Here is a 23,626-nt window from a genome sequence, read left to right on the forward strand (position 1 = left end):
CATGGCCACCCCCTTTGATGCCACCACGAAAGAGCTAGTGCGCCTCCACCCGGAAGACTGGCTGGAGCTCCTGGGACTTCCTCCTGCTTCCTGTGAACTGGTGGACGCCGATCTCGCAACCGTCTCAACGGAGGCGGATCGCCTGATCCGCGTCCTGACACAAGAGCCGTATCTGGTCCATATCGAGTTTCAGGCGGGCCACGATGGTCATAGAGTTCCAGGACGAATGCTACGCTACAACGTCCTTGCCGCAGAACAAACGGAACATGTCGTCCTGAGCTACGTGATTCTCCTCCGCCCCGAAGCAGATAGCCCCACCCTCACGGGAAGTGTGGTGCGCCTGCGGCCTAGTGGCCGACAGTACCTATACTTTGAGTACGAAGTCCTACGGCTCTGGCAAGTCCCCGTTTCTCATATCCTCAGTGGCGGGGTCTCCACCCTCCCGTTAGCTCTCCTCTGCGACCTTTCCGAAACCAGCCCAGAGCGTGTCGTAGAGAGTCTGGAAGCCCGGATTCAGAGCGAAGTCGTTATTGAGAATCGCCGAAAGCTCTGGGCATCCACCTACCTCCTCGCAGGTATACGGTACGCCCCCGAGATTGCCGGTAAACTATTATTGATCTTGCGTGAATGTTGTAAACTCACTCGACGGCACTACCTCAGCGAGAAGCAGTCGTCCCACCTAGGGGGCTGCCAATGGACGGTTTACGACATTCCCAAAAGATCAATAGAGAAAGCGGTAGCACAGATGAAAGAATCCATGACCTATCAGAAAATCCTCGCAGATGGCCGCCAAGAAGGCATCGCTGAGGGACGCGCTATTGGACTAGCGCAAGGGATGGCGCAAGGAGTGGCGCAAGGGATGGCGCAAGGAGTGGCGCAAGGGGAACGCGAGCTACTTCTCCTCCTTGGCACGGATCGCTTTGGCCCACCGGATGCCTCTTTCAATGAGGCACTGGAGAAGGCGCAAGAGCCACAGCTGCGCGCTTGGGCTCGCCGACTCTTTCACGCACAGTCTTGGTCCGACCTGCTCACGCTACCTGAGTCCTGATGCGGGTATACTGACGCGGCATGGCTAAGATTCTCAATATGATCATCGCGTGGCTCCAGTCGCTGGGGCCGCTGGCGTACGGTGGGCTGTTTCTCATTATCTTTATCGAGACGGGCGTTGTTGTGATGCCGTTTCTCCCTGGCGACTCACTGCTCTTCACAGTGGGGGCGCTTGCCGCGGGCGAGAAGCCGGCGTTCGTGCTCGGAGTGCTCTATCCACTCCTGATGGCCGCCGCCCTGCTCGGAGATAACTGTAACTACTTCCTCGGGAAGAAGTTCGGGCGAGGGCTCTTTAACAGCCCTAACTCGAAGATCTTCAAGCGCGAGAACCTTACCAAGACCGAGGCGTTCTTTGCCAAGCACGGGCCCAAGGCAATCATCATGGCGCGCTTTGTGCCGATTGTGCGCACCTTCATGCCGTTTGTCGCGGGCATGGGCGCGATGACCTACGGGCGCTTTCTGGCCTTCTCGCTCGCCGGCGCGGTGCTCTGGGTGGGACTCTGCATCACAGCAGGCTTCTTCTTTGGCAATATGGAGGTGGTCAAGAAGAACTTCGAGCTGGTGCTGGTCGGGATTATCCTGGTCTCCGTGCTCCCGATGGTGTTTGAGTTCCTTCAGCACCGCAAGCAGGCAAAAAACGAAGCGCCGCACTAGCCTGGTTTGGGCTACAATAGCGCCATGAGCACGATGGAGACGGCCCCGACGCTGGAGAACCGGCGGACGGTCCCGCGCATTTTAAGCGACGAGCAAGTGGCGTTTTTTGTAGAGAACGGCTACCTGGTTCTGGAGCGTCTGGTCACGGACACCGAGGTCGAGGAGCTGCGACGAGACACGGCGCACTTGGCGCGCGGCGGCTATCCTTGCGAGAACTTGCAGCCGCTCCCCGCGGAGCTCACTGATGACGAAGCGCTTCGGCGGATTCTCTGCATCCATCAGCCGCACTTTATCAGCCCGGTGATCGAGAAGTATGTCAAGCACGAGAAAATCTGCGGCGCTCTGAGCCAGATCACGGCGGCGCATCTCCCGTTCTGGGATGGCTCGGTCAAGTGCATGCAGTCGATGCTCTTTGTCAAGCCCCCCACGTTTCAAGGGCAGGCGTGGCACCAAGACGAGATCTACATCCCCACGCGAGACCGCTCGCTGATCGGGGCGTGGATCGCACTGGACGATGCGACTATCGAGAACGGCTGCCTCTGGGTGATTCCGGGCTCGCACAAGGCGGGCTATCTCTATCCCCAGCGCAAGCACGATGAGGCCGAGGAGTACGACTTCGCGCCCCAGAGCTACGGCTTCGACGAGAGCCTGGCCGTGCCGGTGGAGGTGCCGGTGGGAAGTGTCGTGTTCTTCAATGGGTATCTCCTGCATAAATCTCTTAAGAACCGGAGCGAGGTCTACCGGCGGGTTCTGGTGAGCCACTACATGAACGCCTGGAGCCTGCTTCCCTGGAGTGTCAAGGACGGCGAGTCGGTGGCGACGGCGGATCGGCGCAATGTGATCCCTGTGGCCGGGGCCGATCCCTACGCCTGGAAGGGCTACGACAATCCCCCCAGTAATGTCTGGCTAAGAACGTGCAAAGCCACCGAGGAACTAAAACGCACCGACGAACCGTCTGAGTAGGGCAATGGCGCTCCGAGCAACGCTCCGCACGACAATCCTCACGGCAACCCTGACCACACTCGCGGCGACCCTGATTGTCGTGCTGGGCAGTACCTACCACCAGTGGCGAGTGACCTCCACGGACCTCTCCGCACAGGTCATCAAGCGAACGTCGCAGGTGATCGAGCGGCGCATGGGGCGACTCCTCGCCACCGCACAGACCGCCAGCACCCTCGCCCAGACCTTTGTCGCACGCCACGAGGCCACGGGGCTGGACTTCGCGGACTTGGCGCCTATCGGCAATGACTTTCACGCTGTCTGCACCGCCCTCCCCGATATCTCCTATCTCACGCTGGGCATCCAGAACACCGGGGCCTACTGCCAGGTGCAGCGCCGCGCCGATGGACGGCTGCCCATCCAGCTCTGCACGCCCCCCAATTCGCAGGCGCTCACCCACCGGCGAGAGTGGCTCAAGCGCCCCGACGGCACCCTCCAGCTCCTCGCCGACGATCCCCACTGGAAGTACGATCCGCGCCTGCGGCCCTACTACCAAGCGGCGGTAAAGGCAGGAAGAGCCACCTGGACCGAGACCTACACCTTTGTCGATCCCGACCGCGGCGACATTGTCGGTGTCACCTACGCAACCCCGCGCTACGACAGCCAGCACCGCCTCCGCTGCGTCGTCTCCGTGGACTTCACCCTGGAGGACATCACCCGCTTTCTGCGCAGTGTCCGGCTTGGCGAGACGGGCTTTGGCTTTGTGGTCGAGGAAAAAGCCAGCGGCTCCCAGGTGATCGCGAGCGGCAGCGAGGCCCCCGATGTGCTCAGGGCCGCACTCGCGCGGATCACCCGCCAGGCGCCCGGAGCGGCGCTACAGACCGCGCAGATTCGCGTCAAAGGCGCGGACTACCTGGTGAGCTGGCGGCGGCTTGCCGAGCCCGATGCCCCGCGCTGGGTGGTCTGCACGCTCACTCCCCAAAAAGAGCTGATGGGCCGTGTCGATGCGAGCCTACGAACGACACTCTACTGGGTCGGGCTGGGCGGCATTCTTGGTATCGTGGGAAGCCTCTGGCTGGCGCAGGGAATCGCACGCCGCCTCCGCAAGATCACCCGGGAGATGGACAAGGCCCGCCAGCTCCAGCTTGAGCCCGAGCCCGGCCTTGGCAAGGGGCGCATCGTGGAGGTCAACCAGCTCGGGGAGGGCCTGGAGCGCCTGAAGGCGAGCCTGCGGAGCTTTGAGCGCTTTGTCCCCACCGAGTATGTCCGCCAGCTGATGATCAGCGGCAAGGAGGCGGAGCCCGGCGGGGTCCGCACGGAGCTGACGGTCTTCTTCGCCGACCTGACGGGCTTCACGACAATCGCGGAGTCCCACGCGCCCGAGGAGGCGGTCGCGATCCTGAGCGCGTTTCTGGAGCTGGTCAGCCAGGAGATCGCACGCGCCGAGGGAGTTGTCGATAAGTACAACGGCGATGAGGTAATGGCCTTTTTCCATGGACAAGACCACGCAAAGCGCGCCTGCGACGCTGCCCTCCGCGCCCAAGCCGCGATGGCCCGCCTCCGAGAGCGCCGCGCCAACCCCGGCCTCACCATGCGTATCGGGCTCCACACGGGCGAGGCCATCCTTGGGGTGATCGGCAGTGCCGTGCGCTACAACTACACCGTCCTCGGCGACACGGTCAACGCCGGCAAGCGCCTGGAGGGCCAGAACAAGGTCTACAAAACCCCGATCCTGCTCAGTGACGCCACGAACCAGCAGATCGCGGGTGGCTTTCTCACACGCCCCGTGGACATCCTCACCGTGGTCGGTAAGTCGCAGGCACTCCGGGTCTTTGAGCTACTGGACACCGCCGAGGACGCCACGCCCCTGCAGCGCGCCCTTGCCGAGCAGACCGAGCAGGCACTCACTGCCTACCAGCGTCGCGACTTTGCCCAAGCTCGTGCCCTCTGCGACTCGCTACTTGCTGAATTTCCTAGCGATGGCCCCGCGACCGTTCTCCGCGCACGCGCCGATGCCTTCACACAGTCTCCCCCGCCACCCGACTGGGATGGGGTCTGGCGCGCCACGGAAAAGTAGCCCCCTACTGCGCGTAGATGCTGCGCTTGCTGGCGACCAAGGCACTGAGCGAGCACGCCAGCGCCAGTGGCAGGGCGTAGGCCACTCCAAAGAGCTCCAGCCCCAACACCGCGCAGGCGAGCGGCGCACGCGCGGCTCCCGCAAAGACTGCGACAAAGCCCAGCGCGGCAAAGAACCCGGTCGGCTGGCCCGTAACCGTGGCAAACGCAGCGCCAAGCGTCGCCCCGATGCAAAAGAGCGGGGTCACCTCACCGCCCTTGAAGCCCGTCCCCAGGGTCACGACCGTGAAGAGAAGCTTCAGCGCAAAGGCCCCGAGCACCACGCCCCCCGGAGAGAAGCTGCGCGTCAAGAGCGGCAACCCCAGCCCGAGATAGTCGCGTGTCCCCGTGGCGTAGGTCAGCCCGATCACCAGCAGCCCGCCCAGCGCCGGGCGGAGCCAGAAAATGGGAAGCCGCCGCACGAGCGCCTGAACCCCGTGTAGCCCTTCCGTGAAGAGCCGACTTACCCCACCAAAGATACCGCCGGCGAGGACAACCCAGAGCAGGAGCGGCAGCGTGAGTGTCGGAAAGGGCGTCGCACTGGCGTAGACATGGTGGTGAATCCCCAGCCTCCGGCAGACAAAATCACCCACAAAGGCAGCGATCCCGCAGGGCAACAGCGCCTCGACGCGCGGCCTACCCGTGCGTGTCACCTCTAGGGCAAAGATCGTCCCCGCCCATGGTGTCCCAAAGACCGAGCCAAAGCCCCCACTCAGGCCGCAGAGCAAGAGCAGGCTCTGGTCGTCTGGAGGGAGCCGAAAGAGCCGCTGCGAGGCGCTTGCCACCGCCCCCCCAAGCTGGAGCGCCGTCCCCTCTCGGCCCGCCGACCCACCAAAGAGATGCGTAACAACCGTCGAGAGGAGAATGAGCGGTGCCATCCGAAAGGCCACGGGCTCGTCGGGCTCCTGAATGCGCGCCAAGAGGAGCTTAGTCCCCGCCTCCGTGCCGTTGCCGAGACGCTGGTAGAGAAGCGCGACCAGTGCCCCCGCCAAGGGAAGCCCGAATAAGAGAGCGGGGTGCGCGACACGAAAATCCGTGGCGGCGTAGAGTGCCTTGAGAAAGACCGCCGATGCCACTCCCGCAAGCCCCCCGACCCATGCCGCAAGCAGGCCCCACTTCCCTAGCCCTTTTAGTCGCGTCCGCATCTCTCCTACTGTACACTACAGGCATGCAAATCCGTCACTTTCGCATCCACTCGTTTGCGATCTCTGATCCCCCCCTTCGCTCGTCGTTTGGCCTCCATGCCCCGCTGGCGCTCCGTACCGTGATCGAGCTGGAGAGCGCCGACGGTGTGATCGGGATCGCCGAGACCCACGGCGGCTCTGGCCCCGCGGAGACCCTGGAGAGCCTGCGTCCCCAGGTGATCGGGCAGGATGCCTCCCAGCTCATGGCGTCGCTCACGGCGCTCCGAAGCCAGAGCAAGTACCGCACGGCGCTCTCGGCGCTGGAGGTCGCCGCGCTCGATCTGGTTGGCAAGACAGTCGGGTTGCCGGTGCACGCGCTCCTCGGAGGAAAGGTGCGTGAGGAGGTTCCGTTCTCGGCCTATGCCTTCTACAAGCACGCCTGGGGCGAGTCCAAGTACGGCGAGGCGCTCACCCCCGAGGGGCTGGTGACTCAAGTGCAGGAGCTCATCGCCGACTATGGCTTTGGCTCGGTGAAGCTGAAGGCGGGAGTGCTGGAGCCCGATCAGGAGATCGAGACGATTCGCCTGCTACGACAGACCCTGGGGCCGACCGTGCCGCTACGGATCGACCCCAACTGTGTCTGGAGCGTAGCGACATCGGTGCGGGTGGGCAAGGCGCTCCAAGCGGAGCTCAGCGACGGCGGCTACCTCGAGGACCCCGCCGAGGGCATGGCCGACATGGCCGCGGTGCGCGCCGGGCTCCTCGCGGAGGGAATCGACATGCCCCTCGCCAGCAACATGGCGGTCGTCTCCTTCGAGACTCTTGCGGAGGCGCACAAGACCGATGCCTGCCAAGTCGTGCTCGGGGACCACCACTACTGGGGCGGTCTGCGTGCGGTCGCCGCACTGGGCCGGGTCTGTGAGACCCTGGGGGTCGGGCTCTCGATGCACTCCAACAGCCACCTCGGGGTCTCGCTGATGGCCATGGCCCATGTCGCCGCCGCCACGCCGCAGCTGAGCTACGCCTGCGACACCCACTACCCCTGGCAGAGCGCCGATGAGGAGATTGTCGCCGAGGGCCGCATCCCGATTGTCGGCGGCAATGTGCGTGTCTCCGATGCCCCCGGTCTCGGGGTGACCCTCAACTACGACACCCTCGCACGCCTCAAAGAGCGCTACGAAGCCAGCCCCATCCGTGCCCGCGACGATGTCGCCGAGATGCACCAGCACGTCGATCCCCACTGGCAGCGCCGCCGCTGGTAGCGCCCCCATAAACGGGGGCGTCTTGCTGTCCTCGTGCCTCGGACACAAAGGCCTTCGGCCATCATTCGGTTCGGTATGGGCGGCACGCCCTTCGCAGCCGTAGGCTCTCCCGTCCCCTCGTTCCAATCGAGGGGAGTTGCAGGAAATCGTCCCCACTCTGGCGAAGCAAGCCCCATGGAAATGGAACCTGTGCTCACCGCCGAGGATCGGGCGTTTTTCGATCAGTGGGGCTATCTCGTGGTCAAGAAAGTTGTGCCCAAAGAAAGCTGCGACGCGGTAATCGACGATATCTATCGCTTCCTTGAGATGCGCCCCGACGATCCCGAGACGTGGTATCCGGTCAGGCGGCGCGGGTCGCTGGCGCACATCCACCAGACCCAGTCGCTCTGGGACAACCGGCAGAATCCCCGCCTCTACCAGACCTTCGCCGATCTCTATGGCACGGAGAAGCTCTGGACCAGCCTGGACCGCGCCTGCTTCAAGCCGCCCCTCTCGGAGAGGCACCCGCACCACAACGACCAAGGATTCGTGCACTGGGACATGGACACCAGCACCCCGCCCGAGACCTGGCCGTTCTTTGTGCAAGCCGTCCTCTGCCTCACCGACACCACCGAGGAGATGGGCGGCTTCTGCTGCATCCCCGGCTTCCACCGCAAGAACCTCGTCCGCTGGATCGCCGAGCAACCCGAGGGCCGCCATAGGTTCCAGCCCGATCTGACACGCCTCCCGGAGGGCATGAAAGTCACCCCCATTCCCGCCGAGGCGGGCGATCTGGTGATCTGGGATGTCACCCTGGCCCACGGCAACGGCGCCAACCATGGAACTGCCCCCCGACTCTGTCAGTACGTGACACACTACCCCGCCAGTGACGATCCCGCACAGGCCGCGGAGCGAGTGGCGTGCTGGGGGGAGCGCACCGCCCCGCCATCCTGGGAGCGCGATATCCCCGAGCCCTACAAAGGCCGCGAGCGCCAGCAGCACCCCGAGCCCGCCACGCTGACAGAGCTAGGCAAAAAGCTCCTCGGGCTGGAGCGCTGGTAGACACGGACAACAAGAGTGCCCTAAGAACAAGTCTTTGGGCTTGAGAGGGCTACGGCTGCCTTCGCAGCCAAGAGATTCCGTTGGGCACGAAGGTGCCCGTCGCCCTTTTAAGCCCGAGGACTCGTTCCTCGGGTCAATTGGGTAAAATCAATTCATGACCACGCCCGATGCGCTCCGCGCCCAGCTCTCCGGGGTGATCGCCTTTCCGGTGACACCCTTTCACGACGATCTCTCGCTCAACCTCGACGGCCTGCGCCACAACCTACAAGCCCTAAAGGAGGCTCCGATCTGCGCGGTGGTCGCCGGGGCGGGAACCGGGGAGTTCCACACGCTCTCGCCCGATGAGCTGCGCCAGGTGATCGAGGTGACGGTTGCGGAGCTGGGGGGGATCGTCCCCGTGCTGGCAGCGGCGGGGATCAGCACCGCGCTGGGGGTGCAGCTTGCACAGCAGGCAGTGGCGGCGGGCGTGGATGGCCTGCTTCTCTTTCCGGCCTACTACCCCACCACCGACGACGATGCCCTGCTGGAGTACTACAAGACCCTGGCGGCGGCGACACCGCTCGGGGTGCTGATCTACTCCCGCGATAGCTTTAATCCCTCGCCCGCCCTGGTGCAGCGCCTCGCCGACGCCATCCCCAATCTGATCGCCCTCAAAGACGGCCAAGGCGACACGCGGCGCTTGCAGCAGATCATGGACAAGGTCGGGGAGCGCCTGCTCTGGATCGGCGGCGCGGGCGATGACGCCGTGCCCAGCTACTACAGTATCGGGATTCGGACCTACACGTCGAGTATCGCCAACCTCGATCCTGAGATCTCCCAGCTCCTCCATGTCTACGCCAGCACAGGCGACAGCGCCGCCCTTGCTGCCACGATGAAGCGCTATGTCCTGCCCCTCTACGCCTTCCGGGCACGGCGCAAGGGCTACGAGGTCTCGGTGATGAAGCGCCTGATGGACCAGATCGGGCTTGTCGGCGGTCCCGTGCGCCCGCCCCTCGCCGACCTGCGCCCCGCCGAGCTCACCGAGGTGGAACAAATGGCCCCGCTCTGGCGTTCAGAGCGCTAGGAGCCCACCGGGCGATAGAATAACAACATGGCACAGAACAATGGCGGTGCGCCCAAGGTAGTGGCGCTCCTTGCTTTCGTCGGGCTGCTGGGCGGGTCCTGGTGGCTGAATAAGAAAAATGTCGCGCCGGAGACGGGCACTGTCAGCGGCGGTCCCCTCACCCCTGCCGCGCCCGATGCTCTCCAACGCTACGGCTTCACCCTCACCGAGAGTGCCAAGAAACTGGGGATCGACTTCACCCACACCGCCCCCAAGCTCGACCCCAAGCTTGAGCCGATCCTTCCCCGAATCGCCGACATGGGTGCCGGTGTCGCGGTCTGTGACTACGACAAGGACGGCTGGCCCGATCTCTATGTCACCCGCTCGGGGGAGAACAGCAAGAACGCGCTCTACCACAACAAGGGCGATGGCACCTTCGAGGAGGTGGGCGAGAAGCTCGGAGTCGCGGATATCAACAAAGACGGTACCGGGACCAGCCAGGGCGCGCTCTGGGGGGACTTCGACGGCGACGGCTGGGAGGACCTGCTGGTCTACAAGTGGGGCCGCGCGGAGCTCTTTAAGAACGACGCGGGCAAGGGCTTCACCCAGATGACCGAGACCGCAAACCTCCCCAAGTGGATGAACGCCAACACCGCCACCCTGGTGGACTACGACAAAGACGGCAAGCTGGACATCCTGCTCTGTGGGTACTTCGACGAGGAGCACGACCTGTGGCACCTGAAGACCACCAAGATCATGCCCGATGCCCTCAACTTTGCCACCAACGGCGCGCCCAAGCATCTTCTCCACAACGAGGGCAATTTCACCTTCCGCGACACGACCCAGGAGATGGGCATGACCATGCGCTCTTGGCTCCTCGCTGCGGTCGCGGCGGATCTTGTGGGCAGTGGCTACCCCGATCTCTTTCTGGCCTCGGACTACGGCAAGCCCGAGATCTGGCGCAACAACGCCGGCAAGAGCTTCACCCAGATCGGGGAGGAGGCGGGGGTCCGCAAGCAGGCCAAGAGCGGCATGAACGCCTCGCTGGGGGATATCTTCAACGATGGGCGCCTCTCGGTCTATATCTCCAATATCTGGGAAGACGGCCAAGTAATGCAGGGCAACAACCTCTGGGTGCCCAAGGAGAACCTCCCCAAGGGCAAGCTGGAGTACGAGAACCTCGCCGATGCCATGGGCGTGGAGAAGGGCGGCTGGAGCTTTGGGGCGCAGTTTGGCGACCTCAACAACGATGGCTTCCAGGACCTCTACCTCACCAATGGCTACATCTCCGCCGACAAGACCCAGAGCTACTGGTACGATTACTCCACCATCACCCCCGCCAACGCCGAGATTGTCCGCGATGTCGTCAACTGGGTTCCCATGAAAGGGCGCAGCCTGTCAGGCTACCAGCAGAAGCGGGTCTGGCTCAACGATGGCGCGGGACGCTTCACCGAGGTGGCACAGGCCGTGGGTGCCACCGATCTCTACGATGGACGCGGGGTCGCCCTCGCCGATATCGACAACAACGGCACGCTCGATGTGCTGGTCGCCAACCAGCGCGGCCCGCTGCTGGTCTACAAGAACCAAGCCGACTCCAAGAACCACTGGCTGACGCTCTCGTTGGAGGCAAAGGGCAGTGTAGTCGGGGCCGATGTGACGGTCTACTGGAAGGGCCACAAGCAGCGCCAGGTCGTGACCGGTGGGATGGGCTTCTGCGCCCAGAACGACCGCCGGCTCCACTTTGGGCTGGGCACAGATCCTGCCATCGAGAAGGTTGAAATCCGCTGGCCGAGCGGTAAACTATCCACAATCCCTGCACCGAAAGCAGACCAAATTCTTACCGTTAAAGAAAGCAATTCCTAAAGCCATGACACCGGCACTCTCCTACAATGCCCCTGCCAAGCGGGGCTTTCAGATCGACAGCAAGTATGTCGCCCCTCTCCTCATCAGCTGTATTCTCCTCTTAGGCCACTTCACCACCGGCATGCTCGCCGACTGGCGCAAGACCGCGGTCTGTATTATTGTCAGCATCCTCACCGAGGCCATCTTTGGCTACTTAACTCTCAAGAAGCTGCCGCACTTAGCGAGCGCCTATGTCTCGGGGATCTCCTGTGGGATTCTGGTGCGCTCGGTGGAGTGGTGGCCCTTTATTGTCGCCCCCGCCCTCTCAATCATCAGCAAGTACGTGATCCGCGTCGACGGCCGCCATATCTGGAACCCGTCGAACCTTGCCATCGTGTTGCTGCTGCTCGTGGCCCCTCAGTCGATGTACACGCTCTCGTTCCAGTTTGGCAACCATGTCTGGGCCGGAATCGTGATCTGGATCCTGGGCTCGGTGATTGTCTACCGGCTCAAGCGCTTCCATATCTGCTTCACCTACATCGCCAGCTTCGCACTCTTTGCCCTGCTCCGAGCCGCCCTGCACACCGACATGGCGTTTCTTCCTGCACTGAGCTTTGAGTTCGCGCCGCTGACCAGCGCGATGTACCAGCTCTTTGTCTTCTTCATGATCACCGACCCCAAGACCACGGTGCACTCCAAGAAGGGGCAGATGCTGGTAGCGTTCCTGGTCGCCGCGGCGGAGTTTGTCCTGCGTCAGTGGGGCAAGAACTGGAACATCCATATCGCCAGCCACGCGCCCTACTTCGCCCTAACCCTGATGGGCCCGGCAGCCAACCTGATCGAGATCTACAAGGCACGCCAGGCCAAGAAAGCAGCCAGCGCGTAGGTTGCCATCTCTCCGGCTCGCTAGGGCTCTCCACCTCTCTTCCCCTATTGCTCGCAAGCTCGCGGGAAGAGAGGCGTACCTATCGTGGCAGGCTCGTCCCTCTTCCCGCGACGAAGGAGCAAAAGGGGAAGAGGGAAGCCGTCTCAGCGGCAGGGAGATGGCCCGAAGCGTCTCAACGGCCAAATAAAAAGAGGAGCACCTTGTCGAAGCGATCCGCCCACGATGCCTCGTTGTGCTGGGCACCGTCGAACTCCTGGTAGGCGAGGTCCGTCCCCTCTTTCCAGCCTTTGTCCTTGAGCGCGTCCCGTAGCAGGCGGGCATCGGGGAGGGCCGTGTCGCCCTCCGCGCTCCCGATATCCACCCAGAGCTTCAGAGGGAGCTTGCGTGTAACGGCCTTCAAGATCGCCTTCTCGTCCCACCAAACCGACGGTGACAGCACCGCGAGCTTGCCAAACACGTCGGGGCGCTGGAGCCCTACCCAGAGGGAGATCAGTCCCCCCAACGACGAGCCCCCCAGCGCGGTACTCGCGGCATCGGGCTTGGTGCGGTAGCTACGGTCGATAAAGGGCTTGAGGTCGTCGGTGAGGAGCTTGCTGTAGAGCTCGCCCTTGCCCCCACGACCGCGCTTGTCCCGGGTCGGGGTGTACTCTTCCAGGCGAGTCGCGCCGGTGTTGTAGATGCCCACGATAATCAGCGGCTCGATCTTGCCCTCTTTGATCAGCCGCTCCGCGGTCTCGTCCACGCGCCACTCCTGGCCGTAGATAAACGAGGTCGCGCCATCGAAGAGGTTCTGCCCATCGTGGAGGTAGAGCACGGGGTAGCGCCGGTCGGGGCTATCGTAGTACCCCGGCGGCAGGTAGACCAAGACCGTCCGGCGTGGCTTGAGGTGCGACGAAGCAAAGTCCGTGTGGAGCCGAAAGAGCCCTGTGCGCGTGTGCCGCTCGGGCAGCTCCTGCCTCATCTCAGCGACTGCCCAGCAGCCCCGCCTTGCGACTCTCCCCGCTCTCGGGCAGTGCCTCGCCCTCCACGGAGATCGCGGCGACATAGGCAGGGCGGATCAGGATGGTATTCTTCTCGCTCTCGTAGCGAATCGGGTCCACAGCCAAGGTCGCCCAGGCCGCCGCCTCCGCCGCTGCTGAATCAACGGCATCGAGTTCCCGGCGGAAGCTCCCCCCGGTGGTATGGTAACAAATCCGAAACTTAGGCATGGGCTAGTGTACCGTATTCCTAGAGAGAGCTAGCCCTGAAACCGAAACCCGAAGGCATCTTCCCAGTCGTAGATCCGGGCTTTGGTGACGGCACCGCGGACGAACGAGCGGAAGGTCATGCCACTACGATAGATCTCGTCCTCTTGCCCTGCAAGCCGGCAGCGCAGGTGGGTCTTGCCCTGTTTCAGAGCCAGAGCGCAGCGCTTGTGACCATCGAGAATTGTCCAGTTGCCATCGACACGGCAGACCGTCACGGGGATTTCCTGATACTCCGGGTGTCTTGTCAAGCTCTCCAGCGCCTCCTCCGAGACCGAGCGAATCTCCTGTGAGGGCTGAAGCGACCGGGGCGAGACGAGGCTGATGGGGTGGAGCAAGCAGCCGTCTGTCGTGAGCTCGTTCACAATGAGAGCCGCAATACTTTTTGCATCGAGCACGGACGAGTCCACCACTAAGTCGTAGTTGCTCAGGTTGTTTAGCGACGCATTGTAGTACTTCAAGAACCGATTGTTCTCGCTAAAATAGCGCTCGCGCAGCAGGTTCATCGCGTTTTCTTTGGAGACAAAGCTCTCGCCAATGCGCTCCTGGCCATAGACGCGCGCTGCCGCCACCGCAGGCAGACAAGTCACAAAAACCTTGAGCGAGTAGGGCATGAAGTGCCACGCCAGCCGCGAGTCAAAGATAAAGCGCTCTTTCTCTTGCCCAATGCGCTGGGTGAGTGAGTCGATCTCATCGTCGATGGAGCGATCACTCTCCGCAAGCTTGTTGTACTCCAGAGTCGTCAAGTTCTTCGATGCGGCGATCTGGCGCTGCATTGCCCCCGTGGAGTAGTACTCAATCTGTAGGCTCTCCTGTAGTAGCTTTGCAACCGTTGTCTTCCCACAGCCCGGCTCGCCGGTAATTGTAATCTTAATGGACATTTCGTCTATTCTATCGTAGCGGTACAATGCCTGAGTGCACGATGTTTTTGAGGCGCGGCTGGTAGAGCGATTTCGGCAAGGCGATGCCCGCGCGATGGAGACACTCTTTGAGCTCTATGCGGACCGGGCGCTGGGGCTGGCGATGCGGCTGACGGAGACGCGGGAAGATGCCGAGGAAGTGGCCCAAGAGGCGTTTGTGCGGGCGTTTCGCAGTGCGCGCCAGCTCACGGGCGGCCACACAAAGCGCTTTGGTCCCTGGCTCTTTGCCATTGTGCGCTCGATTGCCGCCGATAAGCGCCGCCAGCTCCGGCTCCCCACGCTCTCGCTAGAGACTCCCGCGGGTGCAGCGCTGGTCAGCCGGGTCCGCACCGAGGACGAGGCCCTGGCCCGTGCGGAGCGCAAGGCGCTTCTGGACGCTCTCGAGTCCCTCCCCGAGGAGCACAAGCTCGTGCTGACCCTCTGCGATCTGGAGGACATCCCCCACGCCGAGGCCGCCGAGGTGCTGGGCCGCTCGGTCGCCGCCACGAAATCCCTGCTCTACCGCGCCCGCCGGGCGTTGCGGGATGCGCTGGTCGCCGGGGGTTAAAAATCCCCGGCAGCAGTCAAGAGCGTCCCAAGGACGCGTAAACCGCGTCGTTTATCGCGTCCCCGGGACGCTCCCCAACACCAGACGGGGATTTCCAATCCCCGGCGAAAAAAATCCCCAACCCCGCGACGCTTTTTGATTTCAACCTACGTCTTTGTTTGTGAATGAACGACGAAACCATCCGTGAGCTGATCGGGCCGTACCTCGACGACGACCTGCCGACTGAGGCAAAGCGGCGTGTGGAGGAGGCGATCCTAGCCTCACCCGCGCTGGCATGGGAGGTGCAGACCCTCAAGATCACCCGGGAGCGGCTCCGCACCGATGCCGGCGAGGTCGTCGCCTCGGATGCGTTCCGAGCCCGCACCCTGCGTGCGCTTTACACCGACAATCCACATCTTCAGAACGAAGACACCGAAAACAAAGAAGCCGGGCAGTTCACCTTGCCCATCAAGCTCTAAACACCACAGAGCTCCCCAAGACGTGGGAGCTAAAGGGCAAAAACTATGCAAGCAATCACCGCACGAAAAGACCTCTACGAGGCAGTACAGACCGTCGGACGCGCCGTCTCCGGGCGCTCGACCCTCCCGATTCTCTCCCATATCCTAGTCACCCCGCAGGGCGGCTCGAACCTGAAGCTCACCGCGACCGACCTGGAGATGTGGGTGGAGTGCTCGCTCACCGCGCGTATCCAGGCGAGCCTGGGCGACATGGAGGAGGCCGGTGGCTTCACGGTGCCGTCGCGCTACTTCACCGAGATCCTCGGCGCGCTCCCCGAGGCCGATGTGATCCTCGACCGCCCCGATGGTGGCAACAAGACCCAGCTGCGCTGTGGTCGCTCGGACTACAGCCTGCTTGGGCTGCCCGCCGAGGAGTTCCCCGCCCTCCCCGATGTCGAGCCCACCGCGACCATCACGATGAACGGTGCCGTGCTCAAGGCGATGATCAAGCAGGTCGCCTTCGCGGTCTCCACCGACGAGACCCGTGTGATCCTGACGGGCGTGCTCTTTATCTTCAATGGCCAGCAGATCAAGATGGTCGCCACCGACACCCACCGCCTCGCGGTGCGTGGCGGGATCGCGTCTTCGGGCGAGGGCCAGGGCCAAGCGGTCCTTCCTGCCCGTGCCATGAACGAGATCAGCCGCTTGGCTGGTGACGAAGACGAAGTGGTGATCGCGCTGGCGCAGGGTCAGGCACGCTTTGAGGTGAATAAGAAGAACTCCAACGGCGACACAGTTGCGACCACGACCCTCATCACCCGCCTGATCGAGGGCCAGTTCCCCAACTACGAGCGTGTCATCCCCGCCGGCCACGAGCGCAAGCTGACTCTGGAGACCGCCGAGTTCCAGAAAGCCGTCAAGCGTGTGGCCATTGTCGCCCGTGAGAACGCCAACCGGATTGTCCTAGAGACCGAGGGCGCGCAGCTGGCGATGTCCGCGGAATCGGGGACCATTGGCTCCGCCCGCGATGAGATCGAGGTGGCACGGGAGGGCGACGATATCCAGATCGCGTTCAATGCCAAGTACCTCGGGGATGTGCTCGCCGCGATCGAGACCGAGGGAGTCGTCCTGGAGCTCACCGAGCCCCTGCGCCCCGGCATCCTCCGCCCCATCGGGGACAACGCCGCCGACTATCTCTGCGTCCTGATGCCCATGCAGGTGATCTAGGGGGGACATCCCTCCCCCCGGCCCCCTCCCTTCCCCTGAAACCCGACTTCGTCGGGGGGAAGGGAGGGGGTGAATCTACCAAACCCACCCCCACTCGTTCCTCGTCTCCCCTCCCTTCGTCCCCGCGAAGCGGGAAACAGAGCGAAGGGAGGGGCTGGGGGAGGGATGTATCCCCGGGGAGGGATGCTTGTATGTCAGGTACACTTCTCCCATGCCGTTGCAAACCCCACCCCAGACCCGCGCCGAGCGCACGGGCTACGCCGAGACAAGCCACTACGACGATGTGATTGCATTTCTGGAGGCGCTCAAGCTCCCCATTACCGTGCTGGCGACCAGCGACCAAGGGCGAAAAGTCCCGCTGGTAACCCTTGGGAAGGGCAAGCTCAAGGTCTACATCCAGGCCAATATCCACGGGGGCGAGGTGGAGGGTAAGGAGGCCGCGCTGATGCTCCTGCGCGACCTGCCCAAGTCCCACCCCAAGCTCCTAGAGAAGCTCACGCTGGTTGTCTGCCCGATCTACAACTGCGATGGCAACGAGAAATGGGGCGAGGGCAAGCGCAACCGGGGCTCCCAAGACGGCCCCGAGGTGATTGGGGAGCGGGCCAATGGGGCGGGGCTCGATCTCAACCGAGACTGCATGAAGGCGGAATCGCCGGAGATGCGCGGGGTCTTGGAGCACATCTACAGAAAACACGATCCCGCGCTCGTGCTGGATCTGCACACGACCAACGGGACACGCCACGGGTATCATCTCACCTACTCCCCGCCCCTCAACCCCAACTCCGACCCCGCCGTGCTCGCCTATGTCCGCGACTCCCTGCTCCCGATTGTCCGCAAGCGCCTCGAAAAAGAGAAGTCCTGGAAGCTCTTTGACTACGGCAATGTCGAGCGGCGCGGCATGGAGCGTGTCTGGGCGACCTTTGGCGACGAGCCACGCTACGTCACCAACTACGCCGGGCTACGGGGCCGCCTCTCCATCCTCTCCGAGGCCGTGAGCTTCCTGCCCTTTGAGACACGTGTCAAGGTGACCTATGACTTTGTCTTGGCGATCCTGGAAGAGGCCGCCAAGGACAGCGAAAAGATCCAGCAGCTGGTCAGAGACGCCGACAAGCGCCGTCGTACTGAGCTTGGGGTGCGCTTTGAGATGGCCGCTCGCGCCACGCCAGAGTCCGTCCCGCTGGAAAAGCCCGGCCCCGATGCCGAGACAGACCATCGAAAAGCCCCCAAAGAGCTGGAGCAAGTAACTCTCCCTGTCTGGGATCGCTTCAAAACCACCCGCTCGAACAAAGTTCCGAAGGGTTATTTTGTCACCCACGGGAAGGTCATTGAGCTTCTCAAGAGCCATGGCATCCAAGGCCAAGACTACTCGCACAAAGGAAGTATCGAGACGTTCGTCGTGAGCCAGAAGCAAGTTAGTCGCACACCGTTTCAGGGGCATCGGCTGATTCAGTTTGAGGGAAGCTGGATCGAGAAGGAGGCGCTCGTCACCTTTGGCTGGTTTGTCCCGACAGACCAGCCCCTTCAGGCTCTGATCTTTCAACTTCTGGAGCCGGAGAACCTCGATAGTGCCGCCGCTTGGGGCCTTTTTGAAAACCCTCCCGGCTTTGAGGCCCCGCTACCACTCATCCGGGTGCCACAAAAATGAGCTGGGAGTTTTCCAACCAGACAGTCGAGAACGAAGGGGCGACGATCCACTACGAGGTGCACGGCGAGGGCGTCCCTCCCGTGATCTTGCTCCATGGCTTCTCGAGCTCGTTTCGGCGCAACTGGCACGGGGTGGGCTGGACACAGGCCTTTGTTGAGGCGGGGCGGCGCGTGATCGGGCCGGACCTGCGGGGGCATGGGCGCAGCAGCAAGTTCCACACCTACGATGCCTACTGGCCCGCCAAGCTCTGCCGGGATATTCTCGCCGTGCAGGATGCAGCGGGCGCGGCACCGGCAGACTTTCTGGGATTCTCGATGGGCGGCGGGCTCGCGCTTCAGTTTGCGATGCTCTACCCGGAGCGGGTGCGGCGGTTGGTGCTCGCGGGAATCGGGGATAAGGTGCTACGGACCAAGAGTATCCCCATGCTGCCCAGCACGATTGCCCAGGCGCTAGAGGCCGAGAGTGTGGAGAGCATCGAGTCGCCGATTGGGAAGCAGTTCCGTAGCTTTGCGGCCAAGACCAACAACGATCTCAAGGCGCTGGCGGCGCTGATGCGCGGGCCGGGCTGGCCGGGTCGGGTAGACGAGCACCGCGAGCTCAGCGTCCCCACACGGGTGATCCTCGCCGAGACCGATACCTTCATGCCTGAGACGGAGCGTCTGCGGGAAGCGCTACCGGGGGCGGAGTTTGTGACGGTCCCGGGGACCGATCACCTGAGCCTGGCGCTCTCAAGCGAGTTCAAGCGCCTAGCTCTGGAGTTTCTGGAGTAGTCGCTCGCTAGGGAAGAATATGAGCGATCATGGCATTTGTCCCCACAGAGCAAGAGGGGTCGGTTCCCAAGTTGTTGGGGGTGTAGGTGCCGCCGGCCTGGCAGAAGGGAGTACCTCCCTTGATGTAGGTGGTGGTACCGTTGCCACAGAGCACGGAGAGCGCAGGCATGGTCGAGCCCTGAGCGAGCTTGTTGTCCATGGCATACTGCTCCTTGGCGGAGTCGATCACCCGCAGGTTGCGCAGACAGCCACGAGCTCTGGCATTCTCTCTGGTACGACGTAAATTCGGGGCTGCAATCGCAAAGACCACGCTCACGATACACACCACCATCATCACTTCCACAAGGGTAAACCCACGTCGGCGAAACTGTTTTTGAACCATCCTCGTCATCCTCAGTAGAGAGTATCAGTAGATTTGCCAGGAATCTTAAGGGAGAGTGTGAGAAAGGGGAGCTGCGCCAATCGAAGTCCCGATCGAGCAGGTAGGATCCGCGGAGAGAACCCCAACCGTATAGGTCCCCCCCGACTCACAGATGGGGCCTGGGCCTTTGATATAGGTCGTGGTTCCGTTGCCACAGAGCGCAGAGAGCGCAGGCAGGGTTGCCCCGGCGGAGAGGTGGTTGTCCATCCCGTACTGCTCTTTTGCCATCTCAATCACCTTGAGGTTCTTCACACAGCCGCGTGCGCGTGAGACCTCGCGCGCACGGAGAAACTGTGGCACTGCAATAGAGAACAGGGTGGTGAGGATCATCAGCGCCACCATGATCTCGATTAAGGTGAAGGCACCTCGTTTCTTGGGTGATTTTTTCGAGTCATGCATTATAGTAGCATTATCGGTCTTGCTACATTATTGCTCAGGGCAAACACGGTAAAATAGGCACTGTGACTTTTGACCAAGCGGTTGGCTATCTTGCCAATCGCATCACTTTTTCTCCTCGCAAAGACCCTGCCCGCCTCCGCGCACTCCTCGCCGAAGTCGGCTCTCCCCAGGACCGGCTTCCCTGTGTCCATATTGCCGGCACCAATGGCAAGGGCTCCGTCACGACCATGACCGCCGCAATTCTCCAGGCGGCGGGCTATACGGTGGGGGCCTATCTCTCTCCCTATGTCTTCTCCCTCGGGGAGCGCTGGCAGGTCAATGGGCTCCCGCTCTCCGAAGAAGCCCTCGCCCGGCATGTCACTGAGCTTGCTCCCTTTGTGGAGCGGATCAGCGCCGGGGAGCTGGGTGCGATCACAGAGTTTGAGCTTAAGACCGCGATCGCCTTCAAGCACTTTGCCGAGGTCGGGGTGGACTTTGCGGTGATCGAGGTGGGGATCGGGGGCACCTACGACTCGACCAATATCATCCCGCCGCCCCTCGCGGCCGCGATCACGAGTATCGGCTTCGACCACATGGCGCTTCTGGGAAACACGCTCGGTGAGATCGCCGCGCAGAAGGCAGGGATTCTCAAGCACGGCACCCGCGCCTGTATCACCCCGGTCACCGATCCTGAGGCGCTGGCCGCGATCCAGCAGAAGGCCACCTCCGAGGGGGTTCCCCTCACCCTGGTGCGTGGCGACGAGCTCCCGGGCGGCATCACGCTGGCGCTGCGAGGGCCGCACCAGCGGGTCAATGCGAGCACGGCCACCCTTCTCGCACGGACTCTGGAGCTTCCCGAGAGCGCGATCCGGGCGGGCTTAGAGTCCGCGACTCTCCCCGGGCGCTTCCAGCTCTGTTTGGGTGGGCGGCTGATCCTGGATGGAGCACACAACGAAGACGGTGCACAGACACTCGTTGCCGCCCTCACCGAGGAGTTCCCCGGCGAGAAGTTTGTCTTTGTGATCGGCTCCAAGCAGACCCACTCCCCCGCTCCCTTCCTCGCCGAGCTCGCCCCCCTGGCCGCGGCCGTGATCGCGACCGAGCCAAGCTTCAAGCCCACACCCGCCCGTGAGGTCGTGGCCGCCGCGCAGCGCCTTGGGCTGCCCGTAACCCACCAGGTGCCGGTCGCGGCGGCTATCGAGGCAGCTCTCCAGCGCACCGAGCGCGTCGTGGTCACGGGCTCGTTCTATGTCGTGGGCGAGACCCCGGTGCGCTACTTAGCTCGATAGTAAGACCAGATAACGCGAAAGCCCGGACAACAAGCAAGCCCGGACAACGAGTGTCCGGGCTTGAGAGGGCGACGGCTGCCTTCGCAGCCAGGAGAGATACTAGCCGCCTAGCTGTGCCAGGCGCTCGGTGAGCTTGGCTTGCTTGTCGAGGAGCTCGGCCTGCTGGGTGCGGGTCTTGGTCACAACGGCCTCGGGCGCGCGCTCGGCGAAGCTGGGATCGCTCAGGCGCTTGTTGAGCCCTTCCAGGTCCTTCTCTATCTTGAGCAGCTCGCCCTCGATTCTCCCCTTCTCCGCCGCCAGCTCCTCGGGGGTCGCCTCGGGGCGGGGCAGGCGGACATCGCCAAAGCGCGTGGGTTGGAGGTAGCCATCGGAGGGGCCGGCCCCCAGCACGAGCGTAAAGCGCGTTAGGAACTCGATAATCGAGCGGTTGGCCGCTAGCACGTCGGGGTGGGCGGTCTCCACAAACGCCTCGCCGCCTTTTTTGAGGTTGTTGACGGCTTGGAGGTTGCGAATCGCCGCCGTGATCTCCTGCACCGCCTCCCACTCCGCTTCCGCTGCCTCATCTCGGTAGTGCGCCAGCTCGGTGGGATAGGCTGCCTGCATGAGAAAGTCGCAACCGGCGGCCTCTTTTGCACCAGGAAGCGCCTGCCAGAGAGTCTCGGTCAGGTGCGGTAGGATCGGGTGGAGCAGGCGCAGGGCACGCTCCAAGGTGAACCAGAGGACATCCTTGGTCTCGCTGGCTCCCCCGCTTGCGGGGGCGGGGGGGGCCGCGAGGCGGGGCTTTGCGGCCTCCACGTACCAGTCGCAGAAGTCGCTCCAGAAGAACTCGTAGAGCGCCCGCGTGGCATCGTCGAGGTTGTAGGTCGCGAAACCCTCGTTGACCAGCTCCACGGTCGCCGCGAGCCGCGAGAGAATCCAGCGATCCACGAGCGCCTCGGGCTTGGGTTCAAATGCAGCTCCCCCGCTTGTGGGGGCGGGGGGGGCCTCCAGGTTCATCATCACGAAGCGCGATGCGTTCCAGATCTTATTGGCGAAGTTGCGGGCCTGCTCCACTTGCTCCTGCTTGCCGGCCTTCACGGGCTTGAAGCGGATGTCCTGGCGCTGGCCGGCCTCACGGGCGAGGGCGAAGCGCAGGGCATCGGCACCGTAGAGGTCGATCAGCTCCACGGGATCGATTCCATTGCCCTTCGACTTGCTCATCCGGCGACCGTGCTCGTCCAGAACCGTCGCGTGGATATACACATCGTCGAAGGGCTTCTTGCCGATAAAGCGCTCGCCGGTCATGATCATGCGCGCCACCCAGAGATAGAGAATCTCCTGGGCCGTGCTGAGCAGGCTGGTTGGGTAGTAGTAGTCGAGATCAGAGCTCTCCTGCGGCCAGCCCAGGGTCGCGAAGGGCCAGAGCGCGGAGCTAAACCACGTGTCGAGCACATCGTCGGACTGGAGAATTTCGGTGCTCCCTAGCTTCGCCTCTGCTTCGGCCTGGGTGCGGGCAAAGACCCAGCTGCTGGCCTCCTCCGGGTTGGAGTCGGTCTTGCGCCAGACGGGAAGCCGATGCCCCCACCAGAGCTGGCGCGAGATCGGCCAGTCGCGGATATTCTCCATCCAGCGCAGGTAGAGCTCGCGGTAGCGCTCCGGCAGGAAACGGATCGAGCCGTCGCGTGCCGCACCGATCGCCTTGTCTACCAGCTCCGTGCCACCCATCTTGCAGAACCACTGGCTCGACGGGCGCGGCTCGATCACGGCACCGGAGCGATCGCAGTAGGGTACGGTATGGCGATAGGGCTCGATCTTCTCTAGGAGCCCCAGCTCCTCCAGGTCGGCGACAATGCGCTTGCGCGCCTCGAAGCGGTCCAGGCCGGCGTAGGCACCCGCGTTGGCGGTCATCTTCGCATCGGGGCCGATCACCTCGATCCGCTCTAGGCCATGCCGATTCCCCATCTCGTAGTCGTTGGGATCGTGGAAGGGGGTGATCTTCACCGCGCCCGTTCCAAACGCCGCGTCCACAAAGTCATCGGCGAGCACGGGAATCTCGCGCCCCACGAGCGGGAGCGTGATGGTCTTGCCCAGCACGGCCTTGTAGCGCTCGTCCTTGGGGCTCACCGCCACCGCCGTGTCGCCCAGCAGGGTCTCGGGACGGCTGGTCGCCACGACAATATAGCCACTGCCGTCGGTGTAGGGGTAGCGCAGGTGCCAGAGGGAGCCGTCCTCCTCCCGGTTGTCGATCTCGATATCGGAGATCACGCTCTGGAAGCCCGGCGACCAGTTCACCATGCGCTCCCCGATGTAGATATAGCCGTCGGCGTAGAGCTGCTCAAAGACCGTGAGGATCGCCTCCACATAGCTCTCGTCCATGGTGAAGCGCAGGCGGTCCCAGTCGTAGCCGCACCCGAGGCGCTGCATCTGGCTCACAATCTTATTGCCGTACTCCTCTTTCCACTCCCACACCTTCCCGATAAACGCCTCGCGGCCTAGATCATAGCGGGTCTGTCGCTGCTCGGCGCGGATCTTCTTCTCGACCACGGCCTGGGTCGCGATTCCGGCGTGGTCGGTTCCGGGGAGGATGAGCACGTTGAAGCCGAGCATACGCTTCCAGCGCCCCAGGGTGTCCATCACGGTATGATTCAGCGCGTGGCCCATGTGCAAGGCCCCGGTGACATTGGGCGGGGGGATCGTAATACAATACGGCGTCCGGCTATCCGGCGTGGCCTTAAAAGCGTGATTTTCCAACCACTGGGCGTAGATCGCCGCCTCCGCTTCCTGTGGCTCGTAGCGTGTTGAGAGTTCCATATACCT

22 protein-coding genes are annotated in these 23,626 nt (G+C 63.1%); 15 read left to right on the top strand and 7 right to left on the bottom strand.

Annotated features, from left to right (window positions below; all coding sequences use genetic code 11):
• The first annotated feature begins 1 nt into the window (after position 1).
• Genes HNQ39_RS23095 through HNQ39_RS23110 form a run of 4 tightly spaced genes read left to right on the top strand, consistent with a single transcriptional unit; the run spans position 2 to position 4,717 of the window.
• Positions 2-1,048 carry an RpnC/YadD family protein gene (locus HNQ39_RS23095; protein ID WP_184202521.1) on the top strand — a complete coding sequence of 349 codons (1,047 nt, stop codon included), beginning with the start codon at positions 2-4 and terminating at the stop codon, positions 1,046-1,048.
• 20 nt (positions 1,049-1,068) lie between these two features.
• On the top strand, positions 1,069-1,701 hold the full coding sequence (locus HNQ39_RS23100; RefSeq protein ID WP_184202523.1) for a VTT domain-containing protein: 633 nt from the start codon (positions 1,069-1,071) through the stop codon (positions 1,699-1,701).
• A 24-nt stretch (positions 1,702-1,725) separates the two neighbouring features.
• On the top strand, positions 1,726-2,664 hold the full coding sequence (locus HNQ39_RS23105) for a phytanoyl-CoA dioxygenase family protein (RefSeq protein ID WP_221290249.1): 939 nt from the start codon (positions 1,726-1,728) through the stop codon (positions 2,662-2,664).
• A 4-nt stretch (positions 2,665-2,668) separates the two neighbouring features.
• On the top strand, positions 2,669-4,717 hold the full coding sequence (locus HNQ39_RS23110) for an adenylate/guanylate cyclase domain-containing protein (protein WP_184202525.1): 2,049 nt from the start codon (positions 2,669-2,671) through the stop codon (positions 4,715-4,717).
• Between the two features lie 4 nt (positions 4,718-4,721).
• On the opposite strand, the gene HNQ39_RS23115 is transcribed toward HNQ39_RS23110, so the two are convergent.
• Positions 4,722-5,900, bottom strand: coding sequence for a chloride channel protein (locus HNQ39_RS23115; protein ID WP_184202528.1), 1,179 nt, complete (start codon positions 5,898-5,900; stop codon positions 4,722-4,724).
• Positions 5,901-5,923: 23 nt separating this feature from the next.
• Between HNQ39_RS23115 and HNQ39_RS23120 the strand changes: the two genes are divergently transcribed.
• From HNQ39_RS23120 to HNQ39_RS23140, 5 genes are all read left to right on the top strand, one after another.
• Complete coding sequence (locus tag HNQ39_RS23120; RefSeq protein WP_184202530.1) at positions 5,924-7,141, top strand: enolase C-terminal domain-like protein; 1,218 nt, start codon at positions 5,924-5,926, stop codon at positions 7,139-7,141.
• Positions 7,142-7,315: 174 nt separating this feature from the next.
• Positions 7,316-8,182, top strand: coding sequence for a phytanoyl-CoA dioxygenase family protein (locus tag HNQ39_RS23125; protein WP_184202532.1), 867 nt, complete (start codon positions 7,316-7,318; stop codon positions 8,180-8,182).
• Positions 8,183-8,336: 154 nt separating this feature from the next.
• Complete coding sequence (locus tag HNQ39_RS23130) at positions 8,337-9,245, top strand: dihydrodipicolinate synthase family protein (protein ID WP_184202534.1); 909 nt, start codon at positions 8,337-8,339, stop codon at positions 9,243-9,245.
• A gap of 27 nt (positions 9,246-9,272) precedes the next feature.
• Entirely contained in the window at positions 9,273-11,087 is a 1,815-nt protein-coding gene (locus tag HNQ39_RS23135) for a CRTAC1 family protein (protein WP_184202536.1), read from the top strand.
• 4 nt (positions 11,088-11,091) lie between these two features.
• A complete protein-coding gene (locus HNQ39_RS23140; protein WP_184202538.1) occupies positions 11,092-11,952 on the top strand; it encodes an RnfABCDGE type electron transport complex subunit D in 861 nt (286 codons plus the stop codon).
• Between the two features lie 172 nt (positions 11,953-12,124).
• Here the strand turns inward: HNQ39_RS23140 and HNQ39_RS23145 are convergent, their stop codons facing one another.
• The 3 genes from HNQ39_RS23145 to HNQ39_RS23155 are packed head-to-tail and all read right to left on the bottom strand — an operon-like array spanning position 12,125 to position 14,077.
• Complete coding sequence (locus HNQ39_RS23145; protein WP_184202541.1) at positions 12,125-12,913, bottom strand: alpha/beta hydrolase; 789 nt, start codon at positions 12,911-12,913, stop codon at positions 12,125-12,127.
• A gap of 1 nt (position 12,914) precedes the next feature.
• On the bottom strand, positions 12,915-13,160 hold the full coding sequence (locus HNQ39_RS23150) for a hypothetical protein (protein WP_184202544.1): 246 nt from the start codon (positions 13,158-13,160) through the stop codon (positions 12,915-12,917).
• Positions 13,161-13,189: 29 nt separating this feature from the next.
• Entirely contained in the window at positions 13,190-14,077 is an 888-nt protein-coding gene (locus tag HNQ39_RS23155) for a cytidylate kinase family protein (RefSeq protein WP_184202546.1), read from the bottom strand.
• 34 nt (positions 14,078-14,111) lie between these two features.
• On the opposite strand from HNQ39_RS23155, the gene HNQ39_RS23160 reads away from it, so the two are divergent.
• The 5 genes from HNQ39_RS23160 (at position 14,112) to HNQ39_RS23180 (ending at position 18,742) form a co-directional block, all read left to right on the top strand.
• Complete coding sequence (locus HNQ39_RS23160) at positions 14,112-14,663, top strand: sigma-70 family RNA polymerase sigma factor (RefSeq protein ID WP_184202548.1); 552 nt, start codon at positions 14,112-14,114, stop codon at positions 14,661-14,663.
• A 164-nt stretch (positions 14,664-14,827) separates the two neighbouring features.
• Positions 14,828-15,121, top strand: coding sequence for an anti-sigma factor family protein (locus tag HNQ39_RS23165; protein ID WP_184202550.1), 294 nt, complete (start codon positions 14,828-14,830; stop codon positions 15,119-15,121).
• Between the two features lie 45 nt (positions 15,122-15,166).
• Positions 15,167-16,327, top strand: a complete 1,161-nt coding sequence (gene dnaN, locus HNQ39_RS23170) for a DNA polymerase III subunit beta (protein ID WP_184202552.1) — start codon at positions 15,167-15,169, stop codon at positions 16,325-16,327.
• Between the two features lie 211 nt (positions 16,328-16,538).
• Positions 16,539-17,972 (top strand): M14 family metallopeptidase, encoded by a 1,434-nt coding sequence (locus tag HNQ39_RS23175; protein WP_184202554.1) that lies wholly within the window; start codon positions 16,539-16,541, stop codon positions 17,970-17,972.
• A complete protein-coding gene (locus HNQ39_RS23180; RefSeq protein WP_184202556.1) occupies positions 17,969-18,742 on the top strand; it encodes an alpha/beta fold hydrolase in 774 nt (257 codons plus the stop codon). Before HNQ39_RS23175 ends, HNQ39_RS23180 begins: the two co-directional genes overlap by 4 nt.
• A gap of 7 nt (positions 18,743-18,749) precedes the next feature.
• Here the strand turns inward: HNQ39_RS23180 and HNQ39_RS23185 are convergent, their stop codons facing one another.
• Positions 18,750-19,133 carry a competence type IV pilus major pilin ComGC gene (locus tag HNQ39_RS23185; RefSeq protein WP_184202558.1) on the bottom strand — a complete coding sequence of 128 codons (384 nt, stop codon included), beginning with the start codon at positions 19,131-19,133 and terminating at the stop codon, positions 18,750-18,752.
• A gap of 36 nt (positions 19,134-19,169) precedes the next feature.
• The gene (locus HNQ39_RS23190) at positions 19,170-19,562 is read right to left on the bottom strand and encodes a competence type IV pilus major pilin ComGC (RefSeq protein WP_184202560.1); all 393 of its coding nucleotides are present in this window, start codon (positions 19,560-19,562) and stop codon (positions 19,170-19,172) included.
• Positions 19,563-19,624: 62 nt separating this feature from the next.
• Here HNQ39_RS23190 and HNQ39_RS23195 point away from each other — a divergent pair, with 62 nt between their 5' ends.
• A complete protein-coding gene (locus HNQ39_RS23195; RefSeq protein WP_184202562.1) occupies positions 19,625-20,830 on the top strand; it encodes a glutamate ligase domain-containing protein in 1,206 nt (401 codons plus the stop codon).
• 99 nt (positions 20,831-20,929) lie between these two features.
• Here the strand turns inward: HNQ39_RS23195 and HNQ39_RS23200 are convergent, their stop codons facing one another.
• On the bottom strand, positions 20,930-23,620 hold the full coding sequence (locus tag HNQ39_RS23200; protein ID WP_184202564.1) for a valine--tRNA ligase: 2,691 nt from the start codon (positions 23,618-23,620) through the stop codon (positions 20,930-20,932).
• Positions 23,621-23,626 lie beyond the last annotated feature (6 nt).

It is taken from the genome of Armatimonas rosea (assembly GCF_014202505.1).
GTDB classification, from domain to species: Bacteria; Armatimonadota; Armatimonadia; order Armatimonadales; family Armatimonadaceae; genus Armatimonas; species Armatimonas rosea.